This window comes from Desulfobacterales bacterium, from assembly GCA_030066985.1.
Taxonomy (GTDB): domain Bacteria; phylum Desulfobacterota; class Desulfobacteria; order Desulfobacterales; family JAHEIW01; genus JAHEIW01.
This window is the reverse complement of sequence record JASJAN010000031.1, coordinates 51,934-74,335: the sequence shown is the minus strand read 5'-3', so window position 1 is coordinate 74,335 and position 22,402 is coordinate 51,934. Positions and strand designations below refer to the sequence as shown.

Annotated in this window: 16 protein-coding genes; 6 read left to right on the top strand and 10 right to left on the bottom strand. The window is 49.9% G+C overall.

The window, feature by feature from the left end:
- Positions 1-130 precede the first annotated feature (130 nt).
- The 4 genes from QNJ26_16030 to QNJ26_16015 all read right to left on the bottom strand — a co-directional run bounded on the left by QNJ26_16030 (position 131) and on the right by QNJ26_16015 (position 4,132).
- On the bottom strand, positions 131-1,507 hold the full coding sequence (locus QNJ26_16030) for an NAD(+)/NADH kinase (protein MDJ0987050.1): 1,377 nt from the start codon (positions 1,505-1,507) through the stop codon (positions 131-133).
- Between the two features lie 100 nt (positions 1,508-1,607).
- Positions 1,608-1,733, bottom strand: coding sequence for a hypothetical protein (locus QNJ26_16025; protein ID MDJ0987049.1), 126 nt, complete (start codon positions 1,731-1,733; stop codon positions 1,608-1,610).
- Positions 1,711-2,736 (bottom strand): cytochrome d ubiquinol oxidase subunit II, encoded by a 1,026-nt coding sequence (gene cydB / locus QNJ26_16020; protein MDJ0987048.1) that lies wholly within the window; start codon positions 2,734-2,736, stop codon positions 1,711-1,713. Before cydB ends, QNJ26_16025 begins: the two co-directional genes overlap by 23 nt.
- A complete protein-coding gene (locus QNJ26_16015; GenBank protein ID MDJ0987047.1) occupies positions 2,729-4,132 on the bottom strand; it encodes a cytochrome ubiquinol oxidase subunit I in 1,404 nt (467 codons plus the stop codon). The genes cydB and QNJ26_16015 overlap by 8 nt, the downstream gene beginning before the upstream one ends.
- A gap of 821 nt (positions 4,133-4,953) precedes the next feature.
- On the opposite strand from QNJ26_16015, the gene QNJ26_16010 reads away from it, so the two are divergent.
- Positions 4,954-5,310, top strand: a complete 357-nt coding sequence (locus QNJ26_16010) for a hypothetical protein (GenBank protein MDJ0987046.1) — start codon at positions 4,954-4,956, stop codon at positions 5,308-5,310.
- A gap of 472 nt (positions 5,311-5,782) precedes the next feature.
- On the opposite strand, the gene QNJ26_16005 is transcribed toward QNJ26_16010, so the two are convergent.
- From QNJ26_16005 to QNJ26_15990, 4 genes are all read right to left on the bottom strand, one after another.
- Entirely contained in the window at positions 5,783-7,336 is a 1,554-nt protein-coding gene (locus QNJ26_16005; GenBank protein ID MDJ0987045.1) for an SLC13 family permease, read from the bottom strand.
- Between the two features lie 50 nt (positions 7,337-7,386).
- The gene (locus tag QNJ26_16000; GenBank protein MDJ0987044.1) at positions 7,387-9,030 is read right to left on the bottom strand and encodes an NAD-dependent malic enzyme; all 1,644 of its coding nucleotides are present in this window, start codon (positions 9,028-9,030) and stop codon (positions 7,387-7,389) included.
- 107 nt (positions 9,031-9,137) lie between these two features.
- Entirely contained in the window at positions 9,138-10,967 is a 1,830-nt protein-coding gene (locus QNJ26_15995; GenBank protein MDJ0987043.1) for a putative Na+/H+ antiporter, read from the bottom strand.
- Between the two features lie 102 nt (positions 10,968-11,069).
- Complete coding sequence (locus QNJ26_15990; GenBank protein MDJ0987042.1) at positions 11,070-12,488, bottom strand: carbohydrate porin; 1,419 nt, start codon at positions 12,486-12,488, stop codon at positions 11,070-11,072.
- Positions 12,489-12,862: 374 nt separating this feature from the next.
- On the opposite strand from QNJ26_15990, the gene QNJ26_15985 reads away from it, so the two are divergent.
- From QNJ26_15985 to QNJ26_15965, 5 genes are all read left to right on the top strand, one after another.
- Positions 12,863-15,076, top strand: coding sequence for a PAS domain S-box protein (locus QNJ26_15985; GenBank protein ID MDJ0987041.1), 2,214 nt, complete (start codon positions 12,863-12,865; stop codon positions 15,074-15,076).
- 414 nt (positions 15,077-15,490) lie between these two features.
- Positions 15,491-17,083, top strand: a complete 1,593-nt coding sequence (locus tag QNJ26_15980) for a hypothetical protein (GenBank protein MDJ0987040.1) — start codon at positions 15,491-15,493, stop codon at positions 17,081-17,083.
- A gap of 7 nt (positions 17,084-17,090) precedes the next feature.
- On the top strand, positions 17,091-17,462 hold the full coding sequence (locus tag QNJ26_15975) for a hypothetical protein (GenBank protein MDJ0987039.1): 372 nt from the start codon (positions 17,091-17,093) through the stop codon (positions 17,460-17,462).
- 360 nt (positions 17,463-17,822) lie between these two features.
- A complete protein-coding gene (locus QNJ26_15970; protein ID MDJ0987038.1) occupies positions 17,823-19,409 on the top strand; it encodes a hypothetical protein in 1,587 nt (528 codons plus the stop codon).
- Positions 19,410-19,486: 77 nt separating this feature from the next.
- A complete protein-coding gene (locus tag QNJ26_15965) occupies positions 19,487-20,518 on the top strand; it encodes an extracellular solute-binding protein (protein ID MDJ0987037.1) in 1,032 nt (343 codons plus the stop codon).
- A gap of 94 nt (positions 20,519-20,612) precedes the next feature.
- On the opposite strand, the gene QNJ26_15960 is transcribed toward QNJ26_15965, so the two are convergent.
- Together QNJ26_15960 and QNJ26_15955 are read right to left on the bottom strand one after the other, a co-directional pair.
- Positions 20,613-21,443, bottom strand: a complete 831-nt coding sequence (locus QNJ26_15960) for an ABC transporter permease (GenBank protein MDJ0987036.1) — start codon at positions 21,441-21,443, stop codon at positions 20,613-20,615.
- Complete coding sequence (locus QNJ26_15955; GenBank protein MDJ0987035.1) at positions 21,436-22,395, bottom strand: ABC transporter permease; 960 nt, start codon at positions 22,393-22,395, stop codon at positions 21,436-21,438. The genes QNJ26_15960 and QNJ26_15955 overlap by 8 nt, the downstream gene beginning before the upstream one ends.
- Positions 22,396-22,402: the final 7 nt, after the last annotated feature.

Here is a 22,402-nt window from a genome sequence, read left to right as displayed (position 1 = left end):
GCACCCTATTCAACATAAGGTTTCAAATGGGTATCGCAAGGAATTTAGAAAAGATGATATGCAATGGTTATCGTGTCTGAAATAAGCTGAAATCCCTAGTCTGCTTAACCCGCATATTGCCAACTGCCACTCACTGCGCCTCACCTGAGGTGGGAAACTGAATCCGGGCCAGCTTTTCAGCTGGATCGTGTCCGGGATCAAAGGCCAGCTCGGCAGCGGCGATATTGCTGGTTTTGATACGCATCCACGAGATTTTGCCCTGAGGCACGCCGTCCACATAAGCATTCAGGGGCCGCTTTTCAGAATCGAGGGTGCGAAAAGTTACTTCGGAATTAAGGGACAAAACCACCGGTTGCCAGAAAACAGGGTATAAGACATTGGACCCTACCAACAGAAGGGCCGGTGTGCTCAACGGCAGGGGCGCTGCTCCCATGGCACGGGCGTAGGAGGCTGACCCGCCTGCTGTTGACACCAGAACGCCATCGGCCACCATTTTCTTCAAGCGCACCCGTCCATCGATGACAACCTCAATCCAGGCTGTCTGGCCCGTGACGCGCTCTACCCAGGCTTCATTGAAAGCCAGAGAAATCTTCTGCTCGCCGTTCAAACCCTGTGTCTCAACATGCAGCATGGACTGTTGCTCTACGATCAGCGATTGGCCGATAAGATCGGGGGGCTGATCGGAATTTAATAAGAAGCCGAGGTGGCCGGTATTGATGCCGTAAAAGGGCAACCGTTTGCGCCAGAGCTTTCGGATCGCACGGAGCATGGTCCCGTCACCTCCCACAACCAAAATGATATTGGGGTCTGCGGTGTCCTCTTGGGGGAGCTTTTGTCGCATCTCCTGTGATTTTTTATTCCACTCATCGGCAACGATCAAGGGGCGCACTTCGTCCATCTGAAAATGGGTCGTTCGAGTTTGCGGCATACCGGTATACAAAGAACGCCGTTGGATGTAGGCCTCGACTTTGGGATCGACGCAATCGCTGATCGGCTGTTTATGGAAGATTCGGCTTCGAATCTCCTCACTGTCCATGCCTTCTTCTATGTCGAGGAATCGATGCTGCGGCGGCAGGTCGGAAGGGTCGATTTTTTCGCCGACCTTGCGGACGATTACGAATTGCTGGTTTTTCCAGAAACGCTCATCACGCGATTTGTGGACTTTTGACGCGCCTACGGCGCCGCCTCTGATCATATCCGGCCTGAGGACGATCCAGATATCGCCGTTAAATGCTATCTTTTCCTGGATATTGCTTGCCGGGGTGTACTCATCGGCCTCCAGATCGAAAAACTCGATGCGCACCTTTGGAATGTTTTGAAAGGCGAGGTCGATCATGGTGGCACGGTAAACCGGGGGGATGTCGTATTTAATCGTCTCTCCGGGCAGGCGGTGCCAGGGCGTAACGATCACTTCGTCAAACTCCCTGCATAGCGCCTCAGCCACAAGCCGGTGGCGGCGACCCGGCGGATTAAAACTTTCGCGGTATATAGCGACCTTTTTGCTCACGAACGGGCTCCCCATTTGGATTTAGCCGCCAGCAAGCCTGGCAGTCGCCTCTGCCAGGCTGTGGGTTGAATAAAAAAGATTGAAACAGAATACTCTGGGATTAGGTGTTGGCAACCAACCAGCGCACGACATAGCTCAGGATAAAGGCGGCCAGCAAGCCAGCGCACCACAGTGCCGCAAACCACAACCATTGGCGCTTTTTATCAATAGGCGCTTTCATGTTCATGGGATGCTTTTCCCCTGAAAACATAGTAGCAGTAGCCGATGTATGCCAGAATCAGCGGCAACATAACAGCGGTGCCGACCAGCAGCAGGGATTGGGATTCGGGCGTGGCCGCCGCTTGACGGTAGGTCACCGCAAAGGGGACCACATAGGGCCACATGCTGATGGCAATACCCAGGTAGCCGGTTAGAAACACGCCGAAACTCAGTAAAAACGGGCGCACCTCCCGGTCGGTGTGCAGATCGCGCCAGATGATGACCAGCATGATCCCACTGGCAGTCGGGATGGGCGCCAGCAAAAAGAAGTTGGGCATGCTGAACCATAGCGATCGAATCGCAGGGTTCATGATCGGTACGCTGATGCTGACGGCCGCCAGAGCCAAAGCCACAAAACCGATGGCATAAGCGGCGCTTTTGCGGGCCCAGGCCTGGGTTTCACCATCGGTTTTGATCACCAGCCAGGTGGCGCCCAGCAGGGCGTAGCCGAATAACAGACCCACTCCGTTCATGAGACTGTAAGCATTGAGCCAGTCGAAAGCCCCGCCGGCATAGCTGCGGCCTTCGACTTCAATGCCCTGCACGATGGCGCCGATAATCATCCCCTGCATCAGCGCCGCGAGAGCGGAGCCGAAATGAAAGGAAACATCCCAGATGCGTTGGGATTTGCCGCTGGCTTTGAAGCGAAACTCAAAGGCCACTCCGCGGAAAATCAGTCCCAGTAACATGAGGATGATCGGGATATACAGCGCCGGCATCAGGATGACAAAGGCCAGTGGAAAGGCGGCCAGCAGACCGCCGCCACCCAGCACCAGCCAGGTTTCATTGCCATCCCAAAATGGGGCAATGGAATTCATCATGCGGTCCCGGCACTGATCGGTCGGTGCAAACGGAAAAAGGATGCCCACGCCGAGGTCAAAACCGTCCAGCAGAATATACAGGAAAATGGCGATGGCGATGATTCCGAACCATAACATCGGCAGATCCACAAAACTTTCGAAACTAAACATGCTGGTCTCCTTTCTCACCGGCTACGTCCGTGACAATCGGTGGTTTTTCGACACCATGGTCGCCATAGGCTTCCGGCTTACCCTCGGGTCCTTTGCCGATCAGTTTCAAGATGTAGTAGCTGCCGGCACCGAATACGAATATATAGACGATCACAAAGGCGATCAGGGAAATGGCGAGGGATGTCCCGGCCACCGGTGAGGTGGCATCGGATGTGCGCATCAGACCCTGGACAATCCAGGGCTGGCGGCCCACTTCGGTTACATGCCATCCGGCCAGCACGGCAATAAAACCTGCCGGTGTCAGTGCCATACACCACAACTGAAACCAGCGGGTATCAAACAGTTGCTTTTTAAAATGGAGAATAAGCGCGACCAATCCGGTTAATACCATTAATGAACCTAATCCAACCATTATTTTAAAGGCCCAGAATACAAGGGCCACCGGTGGGCGCTCATCTTTGGGCCACTCCTTTAACCCTTTAATTTCACCATCCAGACTGTGGGTGATGATGAGACTGGACAGCTTGGGAATTTCAATGGCGAATCTGTTGGTTTCTGCTTCCTGATCCGGCAGGGCGAAAAGGACCAGTGGTGCGCCGCTCTGGGTCTCCCAAAGACCTTCCATGGCAGCCAATTTGGCTGGCTGGTGCTTGAACGTGTTGAGGCCATGCAAATCACCGAAGAAGAGCTGCATGGGGGCAACAAAGATAGCCATAATCATGGCCATGCCGAACATGACGCGGGCGTGCTGCACATGACGCTGTCTCCACAGGTAGTAGGCGCCAATACCTGCCACGGTAAAGGCAGTCGTCAGATAAGCAGCAGTAATCATATGCACGAATCGATAGGGAAACGAGGGGTTAAAGATGATCTCCAGCCAGCTGGTGGGATGCAGCAGTCCATCCGAGCCTACCTGGAATCCCTGTGGCGTCTGCATCCAGCTGTTGACTGATAAAATCCAGAAGGCCGAAATCATTGTCCCCACCGCAACGATGACTGTGGAAGCGAAGTGCATTTTGGGGCTGACGCGGTTCCAGCCGAACAGCATGATTCCCAGAAATGAAGCTTCCAGGAAAAAGGCCGTCAAAACCTCATAACCGAGCAACGGCCCAATGATGTTGCCGCCGACATCCGTAAATCTGGACCAGTTGGTACCGAACTGAAATGGCATGACCACACCGGAAACCACCCCCATGCCGAAGGTGACCGCAAAGATTTTAACCCACATGCGATAAACATCGGCGTAGATCTGATTGCCGGTTCTCAGCCAGCGCCACTCGAGCACCGCCAGCCAGCTGGCCAGCCCGATGGTAAATGCCGGGAATAAGATGTGAAATGAAATCGTAAACGCAAATTGAATGCGTGCCAATAGAGTGGGATCTAAGTTTTCAAACATAGTCAGCTCTCTTAATCATTAGGTTAGGGTTTGGCGATTAGGTGTAGGGTAATAAATTAATTTTTTACGCATTTGTCAAGAAACTGTTGTGGAAGTTTAACAATTTAAAGTGGAATACATAATGCTGTCAGTAATATGTTATTTGACCGTTGTGCACTAAATTTAGGATAAACAAATGGTTTAAGAACAATTAGATGCCATCCCCGATTGGAAGGTTACAAATTCGGAAAATTAAAATACGAGTAACCAATCCTCACCTCCCATAAATACTATGCCAATGTGCAAATATTTTTTCGGGTTAGCTTTCTGACACGACGGTCGCAAAAAGTCTATTTTCTATAAAATTTGAATAAATATAATTACTTAGCTGGTTTCAGCAAAATGCTAAAGTGAGAAACCATTTGATCAATATACCATCTTATACAACTTGAAACCTTATAAAACAAACTTATCCTATAAAACTATAAATAAATTTGACATTAACGACTAATTTTTTTATAAAATTGGCTAAATTTTAAAGACTGGGATGCATACTTTGCCGTTATTCAAAAGCAGTTCGCCTGAGCGGTTTGCAAGTTTCATTTAAAATATGAAAGCTTATGTCAGTTTACCAAACGGTTTCGCAAGTAAGGTATATTCTGAAACTTGTCCGCGCTCATCGTGATCTGGCAAGGATAGGACCACAGCAATTTTTATCATATTGCATCTCAGCTGATTAACACGATCCTAGCATTCGGTGTATAATACAAAATCTTTTGCAATTTTATCGGTTTTGAGCTTTCAGCAAAATAGTGCATGAATTACATTTTGGAGATTTGTTAATGGAACAGGGCCCGCCGCTGCCGCCTCACGCTAAGTCTGATATTCTCAGCCAGCTAGAGTTCATGCTGGTCAATCCGGATTTTCGTGCCAAACCACAGCAGACTGCCCTTTTAAAATATATCGTTCTCATGGTTTTGGACGGCAAAACCCGCGACTTTACAGAAGGCACTCTGGCGACCGAAGTATTTGGCCGTGGGCCAGACTTCGATCCCAACATGGACCCCATCGTAAACATCCAGGTCGACTTGTTGCGGCGAACGTTGATACGGTATTATCAGACCGTTGGTAAAAACGACTCCGTTCGCATCGACATCCCCCCGGGCACCTATATGCCCGAGTTCAAAATAAGTAAATGATCAACTTCATTTCATTTTAAACCCGCATCCGGTTCCTCGCCACCTGGCTTTTTCACAAGCCTAAGACGTTGGTCCCAACCTAGCGGGTATCTGCCTTAGGGGTCATATCGTTATTTCTTATTGTGACTTAGTTGTATTTGCTCCCCTCAAGAATTGGCACTATAGATTCAAGTCGACAAAAGCCGCGGCTGTAAACCAATAAGAACCGTAACCTATCTCAAAAATAGTAGATTACCTAGTTCGGTTTGCCGGTTCCCAGTTGAGCCGGTTATGCCCGTTAAAAAGGAAAAAAGTCTAATTTGATATTCCTAACCGGCAGACGGGCTAACCCACCGGAGGCGGACAAGCGGGTAACGGGTTCAACCTGAAGTAACCGAGCATTTTGAATCGATTTGTAATCTGCCACGATATTGGCGGACCATTGAACTCCCTTTCCACCTCTGGCGGATTAGGTGCATTTTTGAGATAGGTTTTAATTTGTTCCAGATCCGATCTGCCGCGCCCAATCGGGGAAGACATTTACATCGATGTTAAAGATGGCCGGCCCGATGAAGTATAAAAGGGTTACCATTATGATACCGATGATATTGATGATAATTCCCGTTTTGGCCATTTCCGCGATTTTGATTCGTCCGCTGCTAAAAACGATGGCATTGGGGGGAGTGGCAATCGGCATCATAAAGGCACAGGAGGCCGAGAGGGTGGCCGGGATCATGAGCAGCATCGGATTGATGTTGATGTCAACGGCAAGCGACGCCAAGATCGGCAGAACCATTTGGGTGGTGGCGGTATTGGAGGTCACTTCGGTTAAAAAGGTCATGACCGTACAGATCATAAATATCATCACGATGGGGTGCAGCTGACCGATACCTGCAAAGTTTTGGCCGATCAATGCTGAAAGTCCGGTGCTCTGGAAGCCCTTGGCCAGGGCAAAACCACCCCCGAAAAGGATAACAATGTGCCAGGGCATTTTATTGATCACGTTAGTGCCCATCAGGGTAGGGGTTTCGGCATCCGCGCTGCGCGTGGGGATAAAAAATATGAGCAGTGCCATGACCAAAGCCACTGTGCCGTCATCGATCAGTTTTGGATAGGGAAGCAGGTTGGACCATCCGGGGATGGAAACAAATCCCAGAATCAGATCTTTGCGAAATACCCACAGCACGGCTGTTAAAGAGAATATAAGCAGCACGACGCGCTCTTCAAAGCTCATCGGCCCCAATTCTTTATAGGCCTTATTCACAATGGATTTGTCTATGGTGACATGCGCTGGAACTCGGTAGAGGACCTTCGTGAGCATCCACCAGATGACCACCAAAAAAACGGCTGCCAGGGGAAGCGCCATGACAAACCAGGTGCCAAAGGCAATCGGCTTGGCCGCCGGAAAGGTGATCGAAAAAATCCTCGCAAAGGCCAGGTTAGGAGGCGTGCCGACAAGGGTGGCCATCCCCCCCACCGAGCAGGCATAGGCAATGCCCAGCATCAAGCCCAGGGTGAGTTTATGGGTCTCTTTGGCGCCGAAATCGGATTCCATTTTCGAAACAATGGCCAGGCCAATGGGCAGCATCATAATGGCCGTTGCGGTATTGGATATCCACATGGACAAAAAGGCCGCCGCCACCATGAAACCCAAAACAATACGGGAAGGGCCGCCGCCGATCAAGCGGATGATATATACGGCAATCCGCTTATGGAGGTTCCATTGCTCCATGGTCAAAGCGATCATGAAACCGCCCAAAAACAGAAAAATGGTGCTGTTGACATAAATGGGCGCTGTAGCTTTGGTGCTCAATATGCCCAGCAATGGGTAGAGAATCATGGGCAGCAGGGATGTGGCAAAAAGGGGAATGGCGTCTGTAATCCACCAGACGGCCATCAGAACAGCGATCGCCGCCATACGTGTGACAACCGGTTTGCCCGGCTCTAAATCCAAAATTAATATTACCATCAAAAACAATACCGGCCCTAAAATTAATCCTGTTTTTTGAGATATGCTTCTGACCGGTTTTGATGATTTATCGGGCATTATCCTGTTTTTGTCCTCCGGTTTTCATGAAAAGGGATTCTGAATGGCTATTACACATGCGATGTATAATGCGGTTCATACATCTGCGATTGAATAAAGGCTGCTAAATTGTCTGGTTGTTGAATACGGGCTAACCCTTTCTCAAACGCCAGCTGGGCCACGGCGACGGCGATATGTAAAGAAATCTGGCGGATGGTATTCAGAGGCGGGTATATGCGCCCGCTTTCAAAGTCAGCCTGGGAGACTTGCTTGGCCAGCGTTTCAGCCGCTGCCAGGAACATGTCTTCGGTGACGTGTTTGGCCTGACTGGCAATGACGCCTAAGCCGACACCCGGGAAAATATAGGCGTTATTGCCCTGCCCGGGGATGAAAGTTTTTTGATCAATGGTGACCGGATCAAAAGGGCTGCCGCTGGCAAACAGGCAGCGCCCTTGGGTCCAGGTGTAGGCCTCGCCGGCCGTGCATTCCGCATTGGCGGTGGGGTTGGAAAGGGCAAAAATGATGGGCTGCTCATTAATTTCAGCCATGGTTTGCAGCACTTGCTTATCAAACTTACCGGCCTGAGCAGATACGCCCACGATCGCAGTGGGTTTCAACGCCTGGACGGCGGACAGAAAATCCGGCACAGGCGCATGATCGTGAGCAAAGGGTTTTTTATGGTCCGCCAGCCCTTCACGGCTTTTGACCACCAACCCATTGGAATCCACATACCAGCATCTCTGACGGGCATCGGCAAGCGACATCCCGCTTTTAACCAGTGCGGATACGATCAGTTGACCTATTCCGGTTCCAGCTTCACCCGCTCCCATAAATAAGAAGGTTTGATCTTGCAAATTGCGATGACCAAGCCGCATGGCGGCTAACAAACCGGCCAGGCTCACACAGGCGGTTCCCTGGATGTCATCATTAAAGACACATATCCGGTCACGGTAATTTTTCAGCAGCCGGAATGCATTCTGGTTGCCAAAATCCTCGAACTGAATCAATGCTTTGGGAAATATTTCCTGCACCGCGATGACGAATTCTTCGATGATTTCATCATAAGCTTCACCCCGTAGACGCTCCTGTCTGAGCCCGATGTAATGCGGATCATTAATGAACTCGGCATTGTTGGTGCCCACATCGATCATCACCGGCAGGCAGTGTTGAAAAGGGATACCGGCACCAGCCGCATACAGGCATAGTTTGCCTACGGGGATGCCCATGCCGGAGGCTCCCAGATCGCCCAACCCTAAAATCCGTTCGCCATCGGTGACCACGATGACCCGGACGTCTTTACCAGGCCATTGCTCAAGCAGCTCCGCATAACGTCCTTTTTCATCAGCCGTTAGAAATATTCCCTGGGGCCTGCGAAAGATGTGGGAGTATTCCCGGCAGGCCTCCCCCACCGTGGGGGTGTAAATGATGGGCATCATTTCTTCCAGGTGATTGACCAGTACGCGGTTAAATAGGGTCAAATTCTGATCCAGCAAGGTCATTAGAAAGATGTATTTTTCTATATCAGAGGGTTTTTTGTCATAATTTTCCATGACTCTGGCTTCCTGTGCCTCGATGGTGTCCACCACCGGCGGCAGGAGGCCGTCAAGCCCCAAGGCCATCCTCTCGGCATGGGTAAAGGCTGTCCCTTTATTGTATAAGTTATCATTTATGATTTCATGACCGCTCAGCCCGTCGGGGATGGTAAGATCAGCCATCGTGTTCTCCCAAGTTTTGATTCAGTTGTATAATCTCTAAAAAATGGATTATTTTTTTGAGCGACTTTTTGATTCGTCCCTGTTTTTTCAAAGACCTTATCCGCTAATTATAAAAATGCAGTCGTTAAAAAGATCAGGAGTATAATCAGCGTGGGCAATATAGCAGCACGAAATATCCCGCCGGCGCCGATGCCTGTTTTGAAATATTTCTTGAGTATCGACACCGCCGCGGGGTTGGGAGCATTGGCGATGATGGTTAGACCCCCGCCGCTGACCGCCCCGGCCACGACCGCGTGTTTGAGGCTGTCGGTGAATCCCGGCACCAGGGTGGCTAGATAAGTAATGGCGGCGTTGTCATTGAACGCCGTCAGGGCAGTGGCTCCCAGCAACAGTGGGATTTCATTCAGATTGCCGAGAATCGGCGAAATCCACCAGGCCTGCACCCCGCCGTGGAACACCAGTCCGCCCAAGAAAAACCCCACCAGCAGCGCCGGTTTCAGGTTGATGCGATTCTGGTAAGGCTCGGTTACGATGGAAAAGCCCAGGAAAAACAGCATCCCGGCAATGAACAGGGGTGGATGGTGGGCGGTGACAATGGTCCAGACCATGAAGAGAAGGTGCACGACGGTTACCCAGCCCGGTACCGGGTCGTCACGCTTGTCCCAATCGGGATCATGAAACAGCCCGCGCTCCTCCGGCGACAAAAGGCGCGGTAGGTCCTCACGCAGGGCGCGTAGTTTGATCTCTTGAAAGCGCTCGTCAAAGGCCTGGCGCACAAGGTCTTCATCCACCTTTTCATTGGACAGTTCCTTAACCAGGCCTGCTTCAAGCCGCTCTTTGACTTCAGCCGCGACCGCCTCGACCTCCTTATGGACCCTGCCTTCCGTTTGCAGTTCAGTTTCAACTGTCGATATGATTTCCCGGAAGCGGGTATGTGTTTCCCTGTGCTTTAAATATTTTTGCTGGATTTGGTTTTTTAGACGCACCACTGTAAATTTTTCCTCCAATCGTCGCAGTTCCTTGCGAAAGAAGAAAAAATAGAGCGTGTTGGAAATCAGGATGGCGGCCAGAGCTTCCAATCCGAAATGAGCCAGCATGTGCCCAGTGCTCCAGCCCCAGGGGCCGGCGACCATCAACACCGGCGGGGCTGCAAAATTGGTCAGGGTGCCGCCGATGGAAACGTTGACGAACAGCAGGCCCACGGTGCCGTATTTAAAGCTGTCGCTGGGCTCCAGTTCGTATAAGACGCGGCCCAACACCAGGGCGGATAAAGTCATGGCGGCTGGTTCGGTGATAAAGGATCCCAACAGCGGGCCGATGGTCATGGTGGTCAGCCACTGAGCGCTTAGCGTGCCGCCGAGCAGGCCGGCGATCTTGCCAATGGCTGCCTCGGCAAACCGCAGAATCGGGCGGGTGGAAGCCAGGGTCATGATGACCACGATAAACATGGCTTCGTTGAAATTGACTTTGTGGCTGACGTAATATACCAGGGTGTGCCAATCGTAAAATCCAATGATCGCCACCGCCAGCGCAACGGCCCAGAGACCAAAGATGACTTCCACTTCGCCAAAAAAATGAAACAATCGGGCCCCCAGGTGGACCTCATAGGGTTTGATTTGGCCGGCTTTGATTTTTTCCGCGTGTTCGTGTTCCCATTTATGGGCGATGGCCAGAAACTTGCTGGCCGAGAATGTATGCAAAATGGCCAGGATGAAAATCAGGGTGGCGACCAGATTGAAAGGTTCCTGCTGAATGCGGTTTTTTAAGATGGCTCCGATACTTTTGATATCCGCATCACCGTAACTGTCCAAGCTGGGGGGAAAGGCAATAGTCTCGCCATCGTGGGGCTCGCTGGCAACCGCAACCCCCGTGCATACAATAGCCAGGGCCATACAGCACAGTAAAAGCACGATCTTTGTTTTCCTGTTCAGCTTCATTGGCACTTCCTTCTCTATCGGAGGTTTTAAAGGCGCTCTTTTTTGATGGGTGACGAATCTTGCGTCAATGGAAAAGTTTTCGGTCCTGATTTTCAATATGCCCTAAAAGTCGACCTGCAGCCGCAAGCCCAGGGTATAGGCCGTATCGAATTGTTCGTCCACCGGGCGGATGGCCTGAGCATTGACAGACAAGTGCGCTGCAGGGGTTACCATATAGTTGTAATAAGCTTCGAACGCATGCTCCCAGGTCCGCAGATCATCGACAAGATCGCGCAGGTCGCCAGAAATGTGGGATCCGGCCCAGCCAAGGCCCCACTCGTCATCGTCGCGGCCTGGAAGGGACACGCCGATTCCTCGTAAGCCGAAGCTGTAAAATTCATCAATGACGTTGCGATCCTCGGGATGCCACCCAAAGCGGCAAAAGATGCCAATACCGCGCGGCGCCAGATTGTTGCGCATTAGCCCTTGACTTCCCTCCTTCACCCACAGGTACTGGGAAAAATTGCCGATCACCGTATAGTTGCTGGACTTTTCGTCGATGGGCACTTCACCAATGAGCTGCGCGAACAGCCTTTGTCTGGAAATATCGAAGCTGGCTCTCTCCTTGGTCGAATAGGCGAGATCCACCAGGAAGCGGCCGGGTTTTGAGGCGATTTCATAGGAGAAAACATAATCAAAGACGAAGGAGAGGTCCCTGGTGGTAAGGGTATCGAAAGTACCGACTTCGGCTGTGGCCTTTGCATCATCACTGTTTATGCCGGTGACAGCCGTAAGCGAATGCATTTTGTTGGGCGACCAGTTGAGCCATCCGATCAGGGTGGTATATGGAAAATACTCTCCGGGAATCGGGTTGACAACCAGCCCCGAATATAAAAATTGGCTGCGTTCCCGGTTGGCCAGTATGTTGGTGTCGCCATATGAAGCAAAATTCATCTTGCCGCCGGCCGCCATTAGGTTCCAGGGCAGGGACTGGATGTAGTACCATTCAGACAGTGCCCAATTGTTGTTGCTTGAATCCGTATCGGGAAATTGCTGGTCATGGTTGGCCGACTGAAAAGATCCGACATCATTGTTGATACCGGATCGCCACCGGCCTTCACCGTGCACAAAGAGCGCGCCGCCGGGCCAGAGGTCGGCTTTGCCGGTGTCATACCACATCCACAGGTCGGTCGAACCGTTGTAGCGCGTGTTTTTGTCATCGCCACCGGAAAAATTGCGCTGCAGGAACTGCGTGACACCGACGTTCATATAAAGGCCGTGATCGACCAGCGTTTGGCGAACATTGCCGGGATTGCCTAGCAGGTTGGAGCGCTCAAGGATACCGCCGTGAACTGTGTTGGCATCCCCGAAAAACTTATCATAGCGCATGGCCGAGTAAAAGAGTTCAGGTGACGCCTCTGTGAGGGAGAATTTGCCCTTTCTGGCCGTTTCGGCTGTGGCAGGCCCCGCAGGCCCGGCCGCAATTACCGCCAGGACGGCCAGACTCAACAAAAGCTTTTGCAAAAATGCAGTCGTATTCATGTCCTCGTTCCTCAGTGCATCTATATTATGGGCCGCCCATTTTGACCGTGAACTGCGACATACTGGGCAATAGCCCGTTAATTTTTGCTTTTAAATCTGTCATATTGGCCTATAATGGGTTGGTTTGTCAATTTGCACTAAATTTAGGATAAACAAATGGTGTTTAGGGGCGATAATTTTCGCGATTTAACCAAAAAAGATTGGTTTTATGCTAAAACAATAAGATACAACGCGAATTTGCCTTATCACTCGATTTTTCATTTGTGTATGAGCTCATTTATCGTTATGACCACAAAACGCCCCTCACTGCGTATCGAATTGTCTTGTCAGGGCCAACCAAGTCGATATATTAGATCAAACTGGAGGGTATACCTATGGCCAAAGATGCAACCTGTGAAGCACCGAAGCTCAGTCTAAAGGAGCTGGAAGAAAGCTATCGGGATCTTTTTAGCCGGATCAGTGACCTCGTTATGATCCACGATCTGGACGGCTGCCTGCTGAATGTCAATCCCGCCGTGTGCCAACTTTCAGGATATGCGGTTGAAGAATTAATCGGTCGACCCATTGATGATTTCATCATTCCCAAATTTCGACACGTATTCCGAGAAACTTATTTGAAGGAGATCATCGAGCAGGGCTGCTCCGAGGGTGTGGTTATATTCCAGGCGAAAGATGGAAACGCATACTATGTCGAGTACCGCAATGTTTTGGTTAAAAAGGATGGGCATGAACCCTATATCAGCGGTCTTGGCCGTGACATTACTGAGCGCAAAAGGGCGGACGAAGCTCTGCAAAAAGTTTATGATGAAATGGAACAGCGAATAAAAGCACGCACCGCCGATCTGGCAAATGCAAACGAAGATTTGAAGCAGGAAACAATTGAGCGCAAGCAGGCAGAGAAGAATCTGCGCATAGGACAGGAGCGCTACGAACTGGCAACACGTGCCGCTAGTGTTGGCGTATGGGATGTCAATCTACAGACCAACGAATTTTATCTCGACCCGAACGTTAAAGCCATTTTAGGCTACCGTGACGATGAAATTCCAAACGATTTGGATATTTGGGCGGGATTCGTTCATCCGGATGACAAACAGCCGGTGATGGATGCTTTTCAGGCCCATATTGAAGGCAAAACGCCTGAGTACATTTTTGAACATCGCATGCGGCACAAAGATGGTTCCAACCGCTGGATTCTGGTGCGTGGAACAGCGATTCGAGATACAAAGGGCAATCCGATCCGCGTCATCGGCACAGATACCGATATCACCCAGCGCAAACAGGCAGAAGAAGCACTTCGCAAAGCCCGTGAAAAACTGGAACAGCGTGTAGCAGACCGCACAGCCGAGCTGGGCCGCATAAATGAGCAATTAAAGAAAGAAATCATCGAGCGCCAACGAACAGAGAAGGATTTGCGGGATAATGAGGAACGTTATCGTGCCTTAGCGGATGCATCATTTGAAGCCGTATTTATTTCCGATAAAGGCATTTGTATCGACACCAATCATACCGCTGCCGAAATGTTTGGGTATGCGCATGATGAGTTGATGGGCATATTTGGTACCGACGTCATTGCTCCGGAATCCAAAGAATTGGTAAAGCAGCATATCTTGTCCGGATATGAAGAACCCTATGAAGCAGTTGCCCAGAAGAAAGATGGAACCACTTTTCAAGTTAAAATTCACGGCAAGATGACCCAATATAAAGGCCGAAATGTCAGAGTAACCGTCGTTCATGACATAGACCAAAGCAAGCAAATGGAGAACAGACTTAGGCAAAGCGAGAAGAAGTATCGAGATATATTTGAACTTTCACCGGAAGCGATCGTACTTCTTGATAGCAAGGGCATTGTCCTGGATATGAATGCAAAGATACATGACTGGCTCGGGTACAGTCTGGAGAAATTTATTGGAAAACATTTTTTGGATGTTCCCTTTTTGTCCGAAGAAGGCAAAGTTAAGGCCGAGGCAAAATTTACACAAAGGATGACCGGCAAGAAAGTTGCCCCTTACGAGCTTGGATTTTATCGCAAGAATGGCAAGAAAAGGGTTGGCAGGATAGTGGCCAATCCGATTAAGGATGAAAACGGGGAAATCATTCAAATTTTGGTAATGATATCTGACGTCACCGAGGGTAAACAATCGGAAGAAGAGCTAAAAATCAAAACCCAGAACCTTGAGGAAGTTGTTACGGCATTAAAAGTTCTGTTGGAACAAAGAGAGTTGGATAAGACCGAACTCGAAGAAAAAGTGCTGTTAAATGTTTCTAAACGGATTATACCGTATCTGGAAAAATTAAAATCGAAAAACGCTAAGGATAGCAAAAAGGCCTATATCGATATCATCGAATCGAATTTAAATGACATTATATCACCTTTTATTCACGATTTATCCAATAAATTCATTAAACTCTCGCCGACTGAAATCCAGGTAGTGGATATGATCAAACAGGGTAAAACGACAAAAGAAATTGCCAAAACCATGAATGTAGCCACCAGTACGGTTGATACGCACCGCAATCATATCAGGAAAAAGTTGGGCATCACCAACAAAAATATAAATCTGACAACCTACCTGAATTCCCTCACATAATATGGATATTTTATCCATATTTTATCCTTAATATTCCAATATTGATTCTCGACCGAATTCTCACTAATTTGACTTATAAGATCCGGGACCTATTCTTAAGGTATGGTTTTAGTTCAAGTTTGCATGCCTGAATATACTGTAATGGACTTTATCAGCCGTGGAAAATCTTTACTTATCCACTGTTACATAACTGGCATAAATGGTTTTTGGATTGTCTTGTCAACCAAAGCAGCCAATCAGACTATAGTACAAAGCCTAAAGCGATAAACCTGTATATGAGCCGCCCCCCTGAATGTTGATTAACGTCTGCCTAATATTAAGCTAACATTTTGCAGATAGCTAAAGATATCTTTTAAGGGATTTGCAGTTGCTTAACATGAGACAGCGCCACGGCCGCTTACTGGAGATAGGTTGATGATTAACAAACCAATGCCGTCATCTTCCCCAGACGAGCACATTTTCCGCCAGCTTGAACGGATGCTGGACAGCCCGGACTTTTCTGCCACGCCGCAGCAGATCGCCCTTCTAGAATACGTCGTGAAACAAACCTTGGCCGGTAATGCCGGCAGTATCAAGGGCTACACAGTGGCCACCGAGGTCTTCGGCCGCAGATCGGATTTCGATCAGAGTATCGACCCCATCGTAAGTATCCAGGCAGCCAGACTGCGACGGGCGCTGAAGCGCTATTACGAGACCGCCGGTAAAAACGACCCTGTTCGTATCGACATTCCCAAGGGCACCTATGTGCCAACCTTTACAGAACTTCTCCCGCCGGCTGATCAACACATTACCATTGCACAGGCTAAGCCGGTCGATGTCATCGCAACCTGGCCGACCATAGTGGTTCAACCGCTGACAAACCTGACAGATGATCCGGAGGACAATTATTTATCGATTGGTCTGACAACGGAGCTGGCCCATGCACTGAGCCATTACCGGGAAATCCGGGTTTTGGAGGCCCTCCATCGAGACCAGCGATCGGCCACCGCCCCGGCAATGGATTGCGATTTTATTATAGACGGGCATGTTCGCCGCGATCCAGAGGGTGTCAAGGTGGCGGTCCGTTTGTGTGACGCTAAGAAGTGCATTCAAATCTGGTCGGGTAAATACCAGGGGGACTTCGAGGCCGCTAAAATGGTCTCGTTTCAAGAGAATGTGGCCGCTGAAGTCGCCGTCCGGGTGGCTGGTGATGATGCCGTCATCACCCGGCATTTTGCTGATCTATTTAGAGACAATGTACCGCCTGCCCTGGCAACCTATGACGCCATGCTGCGATTCTGGGAAAGCGCCTCCCAGCTAACCCCGCAAAGCATGGTGCGCGCTATTCAAGCATTGGAACATGCAGTCGTCCGTGATCCTGATTATGGGCAAACCTGGTCAATGCTGGCCGCTCAATATGCCAACAACTACGGTTTGGAATTGATTAATCATCCAACGCCTCTGGAAAAGGCGGCGCAATATGCCCAAAAAGGGGTCAGCCTTGATCCGACCAACCGACGCGCCAGAATGATACTGGCTTATGTCCGGTTCATGGAGAACAAGCTCGAGGAGGCACGCTACGAAGCTGAAACCGCCTATCACCTATGTCCGAATTCTTTGATGGTTTTAGATACTATCGGCTGGGAGATGGCCCTGGCGGGCGGCTGGGAGCGCGGAATCAACTGGATCAAAAAGGCGATAAAATTAAATCCTTACCATCGCTCCTGGGTGCGGCATGCGGTGTGCATAAATTGGTTTCGATTAGGGGATTACCAAAAAGCATACCAGGAAAGCCTTCATTTTATGATGCCGGATCTGTTTTGGGATCCGTTATTAAAAGCTGCGGCTTGTGGTCATCTTGAAAGAATTGAAGAGGGGCAGACAGCTATTCAGAGCCTGCTGGCGCTCAAACCCGACTTTGCACGGCGCGGTCGGATCCTGATCGGTCGGTACATTAAATATGAAGACATTGCCAATCGTACTATAGAAGGTCTTGGCAAACTGGGCATGAACATTGATTCGCGATAATGTAAATATGCCAAAAAATCAAAAGCCAAAACCACCAACGCTTAATGATCAAATTTCCCGTCAACTCCGGCATATGCTGGCCAGCACGGATTTTACGGCCTCACCCCAGCAGGTTGCCCTGTTGAATTTTGTTGTGAACCGAACTCTGTCTGGTAAAGCCCACGAAATAGTGGATTTCACAATTGCCGTAAAAGTTTTCGGCCGCGGACCGGAATTCGATCTGCGCACCGATCCCATTGTTGGCATTCGGGCCGATATGCTGCGGCGGGCTTTTGAGCGGTATTACAGGACCTCCGGCAAAAACGATCCGATTCGAATCAATATTCCCGATGGCACCTATGTGCCTATGTTCCGCAGGCAAAAACTGAACCGGAGCTGAATCCGTGCCCTAAGACCGACTTGCACGCATGCGAACGAACTCAAATATCCTATGCCATCACGTTTGAAGATATCATTTTGCGGGACATCAAAGGGTTTGCTGTGGTCGGCATGGCGGTTGGATAATCCCAAAAGGCTGCACTTCTCGCTGCGCTTTCATTCACGGATGTAAGACCATTTATCTTCAGTTTAATACATTAACTGATTTAAATATATACAATTAAAATTTAACCGAATGAGTACCTGTGATGGTTGACTATAACAAGCAACTAATCTATACATCAGTAAAATCTGCAGAGATACGATACCCCTGTCGACCTAAATATGGTAAACAGAACTACATCCGTATCCAGGAGAAGCGATGATAAAGAAGGATCGGAACCCGCCTACTCCCCCCAAGGACAAAATTACCTCACAGGTCGAGCGCCTGCTGAATAGCTCGGATTTTAAGGCCACGCCGCAGCAGAGTGCCCTTTTAAAATTTGTTGTGGCGCAGACACTGACAGGTAAGACAGACCGAATTAAAGGCTACACGGTGGCCACCGAGGTCTTCGGTCGCCGGTCGGACTTTGACCAGAGTATCGATCCCATTGTGAGCATTCAGGCCAGCCGTTTGCGGCGGGCGCTGGCGCGGTACTACGAGACTGTCGGTAAAAATGACCCCATACGCATCGATATCCCCAAAGGCGGTTATGTGCCGACGTTTAATGAACAATCACCTGACGACCATCCCATTGCCGTTGAAGAGGCCGAGCCGGTCGATGTCATGGCCACCTGGCCGACCGTACTGGTTCGAAAGCTGGAAAACCTAACCAAACATGCGGATGACGATTATCTATCGATCGGATTGACAGCGGAGCTGGCCCATGCCCTGGGCCATTTTCGGGAAATCCGGGTATTTGAAGCGTTCCATCAGGATGAAGCACCAGCCCTCTTGGACCCCAGTATCGATTTTATCATGGCCGGAAGTGTTCGTCGCGATCCGCAGGGCATAAAGGTGAGGATCAGGTTGGAAGATGCTAAGAAGGGGCTTCAAATCTGGTCGGGTAAGTATCAGGGGGAACTTGAAGTCTCCAAAATGATCTCGTTTCAAGAAGATGTGGCTTCAGAAGCCGCCGTCCGTATCGCCGGTGATAATGCCGTCATCACCAGACACCTTGTAGATGTATTTAGAGACAAGTCAACACCGAACATAACGACCTATGAAGCCATGCTGCGTTACTGGGAGTCCGACACCCTGCTCACCCCACAAAGCATGGTGAAAGCCATTCGAGCATTGGAGCAGGCGGTAGCCCGGCAACCGGATTTTGGGCAAATCTGGTCGATGCTGGCCGCCCAATATGCCGACAACTACGGGCTGGAAATCGTCGATCTGCCAACACCTCTGGAAAAAGCCGTGGAGTTCGCCCAAAAAGCAGTCAGCCTCGATCCGGTCAACCGACGTTCCCGAATGATTCTGGCCTATATACGCCTCATGGAAAACAGGCTTTCAGAGGCGCGACACGAAGCTCAAATCGCCTACGACCTGTGTCCGGATTCATTGATGGTTTTAGATACCATCGGCTGGGTGATGGCGTCGGCAGGAGATTGGGAAAAGGGTGTAAACTGGATCGAAAAGGCAATTAGACTAAATCCTTATTATCGTCCCTGGATTCAGCACATAGTGATTATAAACTTGATTCGAGATGGGAAATACGAAGATGCATACCAGAAATCCTCCAATCTTATGATGCCGGAATTTTTCTGGACACAGTTATTAATAGCTTCAGTTTGCGGCCATCTGGAAAAACTTGAGGAGGGACAAGCCTGTGTTCGCACGCTGCTTGAGCTTAAACCCGACTTTGAAAAGCGCGGCCGTGTCCTGATCGGCCGCTATATTAAATTTGAAGACATTGCCGATCGAATCATCGAAGGTCTTGGCACACTCGGCCTGAACATCGAATCGTAATAAGGCGATAACAAAAAAAGTCACGACCTGATCTAGTATACCAGATCTTCAATATCATTTTAATGGATAGCTCGAAAATGAGATGTTACGCATGGTTGATGTTGGCGCTGTCTGCTCTTACCGTCGCCGCCCCGACTGGTGCAGCCGGCACCCTTCATTTTTACAATTGGGGTGATTATACCAATCCCGACCTATTAAAAAAGTTTACCCAGGAAACCGGCATCGAGGTCAAGCTCGATACCTATGACTCAAACGATATGATGCTGGCTAAAATCAAAGCCGGCGGGCATGGTTACGATCTAGCGGTACCGTCTCACTTCATTATCCCGGTCCTGGTTAGACAAGGCCTATTGCAACGGATCGATGTTAGCAAGATGGCCAATTTCAAATATGTCAGGACGGAGCATGTTAAAGTCAGTTTCGATCCCGGCCGGCAGTATTCCATTCCCTGGCACTGGGGGACCACCGGCGTCAGCCTCAACACAAAATACTACGATGGTCCCAAGGCGGATTCCTGGGCCCTTTTATTCGATCCGCCCAAGCAGCTCAAAGGCAAAATCAACATGCTGCCCGAAATGAAGGCAGTGATCAATGCCGCCTCGTTTTATCTGGGATTGCCAATGTGCAATTCAAATCCTACAGATTTGAAGAAAATTAACGACCTGCTGCTCAACAGCAAGCCTCACTGGAAGACCATCGACTATGGCGTCATCGAAAAAATGACCTCCGAGGATGTTTATGCCTCCCAAAATTGGAATGGTGCATCCATGCGTATCCGGGCTCAGTTGCCTTCCGTCAAATATATCTATCCCAAAGAAGGGTTTCCCACCTGGTCGGACAATGTGGTTCTCCTGGCCGACGCCAAAAACGTCAAAGAAGCCTATCTGTTTATGAACTTCATCATGGCGCCTGAGAACGCCGCCTTAAATTCGAATTATGTGCGTTTTGGCAACGCCCTCGCCGGCAGTGAAAAGTACATGGATGCGGAAATGGCAAAAGCCCCTGAAATCACCGGACCCAATGATGTCAGCAAAATGGTATTCATCCCTGAATGCAGCCAGGACGTCAATCAAATGTACACCAAAATTTGGAACAACTTTCTGAAGTAAACCCCCTTCATAAAAGCCATCTAAACATTAAGATTTCGAATTCAGATTTCCGCTAATTAATAGATGGCTGTCGATGCTCTCTGATGACTCAATTCTAATAGCGCTTTTTCACAGATAGCCATAAGACCACTGCAATGATCACAAAGGAAACACCGATGAGCACGGTCGAAATGGCGTTGATCTCCGGGGTAAACCCCCTGCGCAGCTGTCCCAGCATAAACACCGGCAGGGTGGTTTCCCCGGGGCCGGCCACCAGCAGGCTGATGATGACATCATCCAGCGAAACCACAAAAGACAGCATGGCGCCGGCAAGGATCCCGGGCATCAGCAGTGGTAAGGTTACCCTGCGGAAAACCTGCCAGGGTGTTGCATACAAATCGGCCGCTGCCTGCTCATACAGGAGATCCATGTTTTCCAGCCGGGCCCGAATGGGCATATAGGCAAAAGGGATGCAGAACACGGTGTGGGCCATCAATAGATACCCGAAACCCTGAACACCGGTAAGCTGCTTGATTAAACTGAACAAAGCCAGGATTCCCACCGCCGTGACGATTTCAGGGACCATTAACGGCTGATTAATGATGGCGTAAACCAGCGTATAGCCCTTGAAAGGTTTGCAGCGTGTGGTCGCCAGGGCGGCCATGGTGGCTGCGATGGTGGCCAGAAAGGTTGCGCTTAGCGCCAATTTAATCGACAGCAGGGCGGCATCCTGAACAAAGGGATTGTTTGCCGCTTGCTGGTACCAGCCCAGGCTAAACCCTTGGAACTGTGTCACCGAGCGACTTTCATTAAATGAAAATAAGGCCATCATGATCAAGGGGCCATACAGGCAAAGCAAACAGAAAAACGCCATTGGTGCAAAGCCGGGCATACGGGCCGCATCGAAATAGCGTTTTACAGCATTGGCGGTACGGTGATCATCCATGGTTTCGGCTCCTTGCGGTATGACGGACATACCACATCAAAGCGATCATGACCAGAGCGGTCAGGAATAGCGCCAGGGCCGACCCCATAGGCCAGTCCCGCGAGGTGCTGAACTGGTTGGTAATCAGGTTGCCCAACATCAAATGTTTGCCGCCACCGAGTATTCGGGGTACCACGTAAGCACCCAGAACAGGTATGAATACCAGGATGCTGCCGGCAACAATTCCCGGTTTCACCATTGGAATAATGATTCGGGTCAGAATCGACCAGCGGTTGCCGTAAAGATCGTAGCCGGCCTCTATCAGGCCAAAATCCAATTTTTCCATGCTGGCATACAACGGCATCACCATTAACGGCAGATAGGTGTAGACCAGGCCGATCCCCACGGCTGCATTGGTGTAAAGGATCTGAAGCGGACTGTCGATTAAGTTGAGGTTTATCAGAAGATGATTGATAAATCCCTGTTCGCGTATGAACAACATCATCGCAAAGATTCTGACCAGAATATTGCACCAAAATGGCAGAATCACCAGAAACAACCAGAAATTTTTGTGTCTTTGAGGCCGTGTGGCAATGAAATAAGCGGTTGGAAACCCGAATAACAGCGTCAACAGGGTGGCTGATAGGGCCAGACCGACGGAGCGTGCGAATATGGTCAGATGTGCAAAATTGAAGCCCAGGGTCTGGTCAAAGATGTCACGATCCAGAACCAGGTTTAACCATGCTTCCAGGGTCGGTTTCCACTCGATACCGCCAACAGCACCGGGTGACATAAATGAATAGACCACGATGACTGACAGCGGCAGAATTCCGAGGCCTCCAATGATCACCAGTGCCGGGCTTAGCAGCAACCATCGCTTTCTGGGGCTATGACGATTCGGCAACACCGGCGCTGCCAACACGCTGCGGCGGCCTTTGTCGCTCTCATGTCTGCTTGTTTTCGGATTTGCCATACGGACC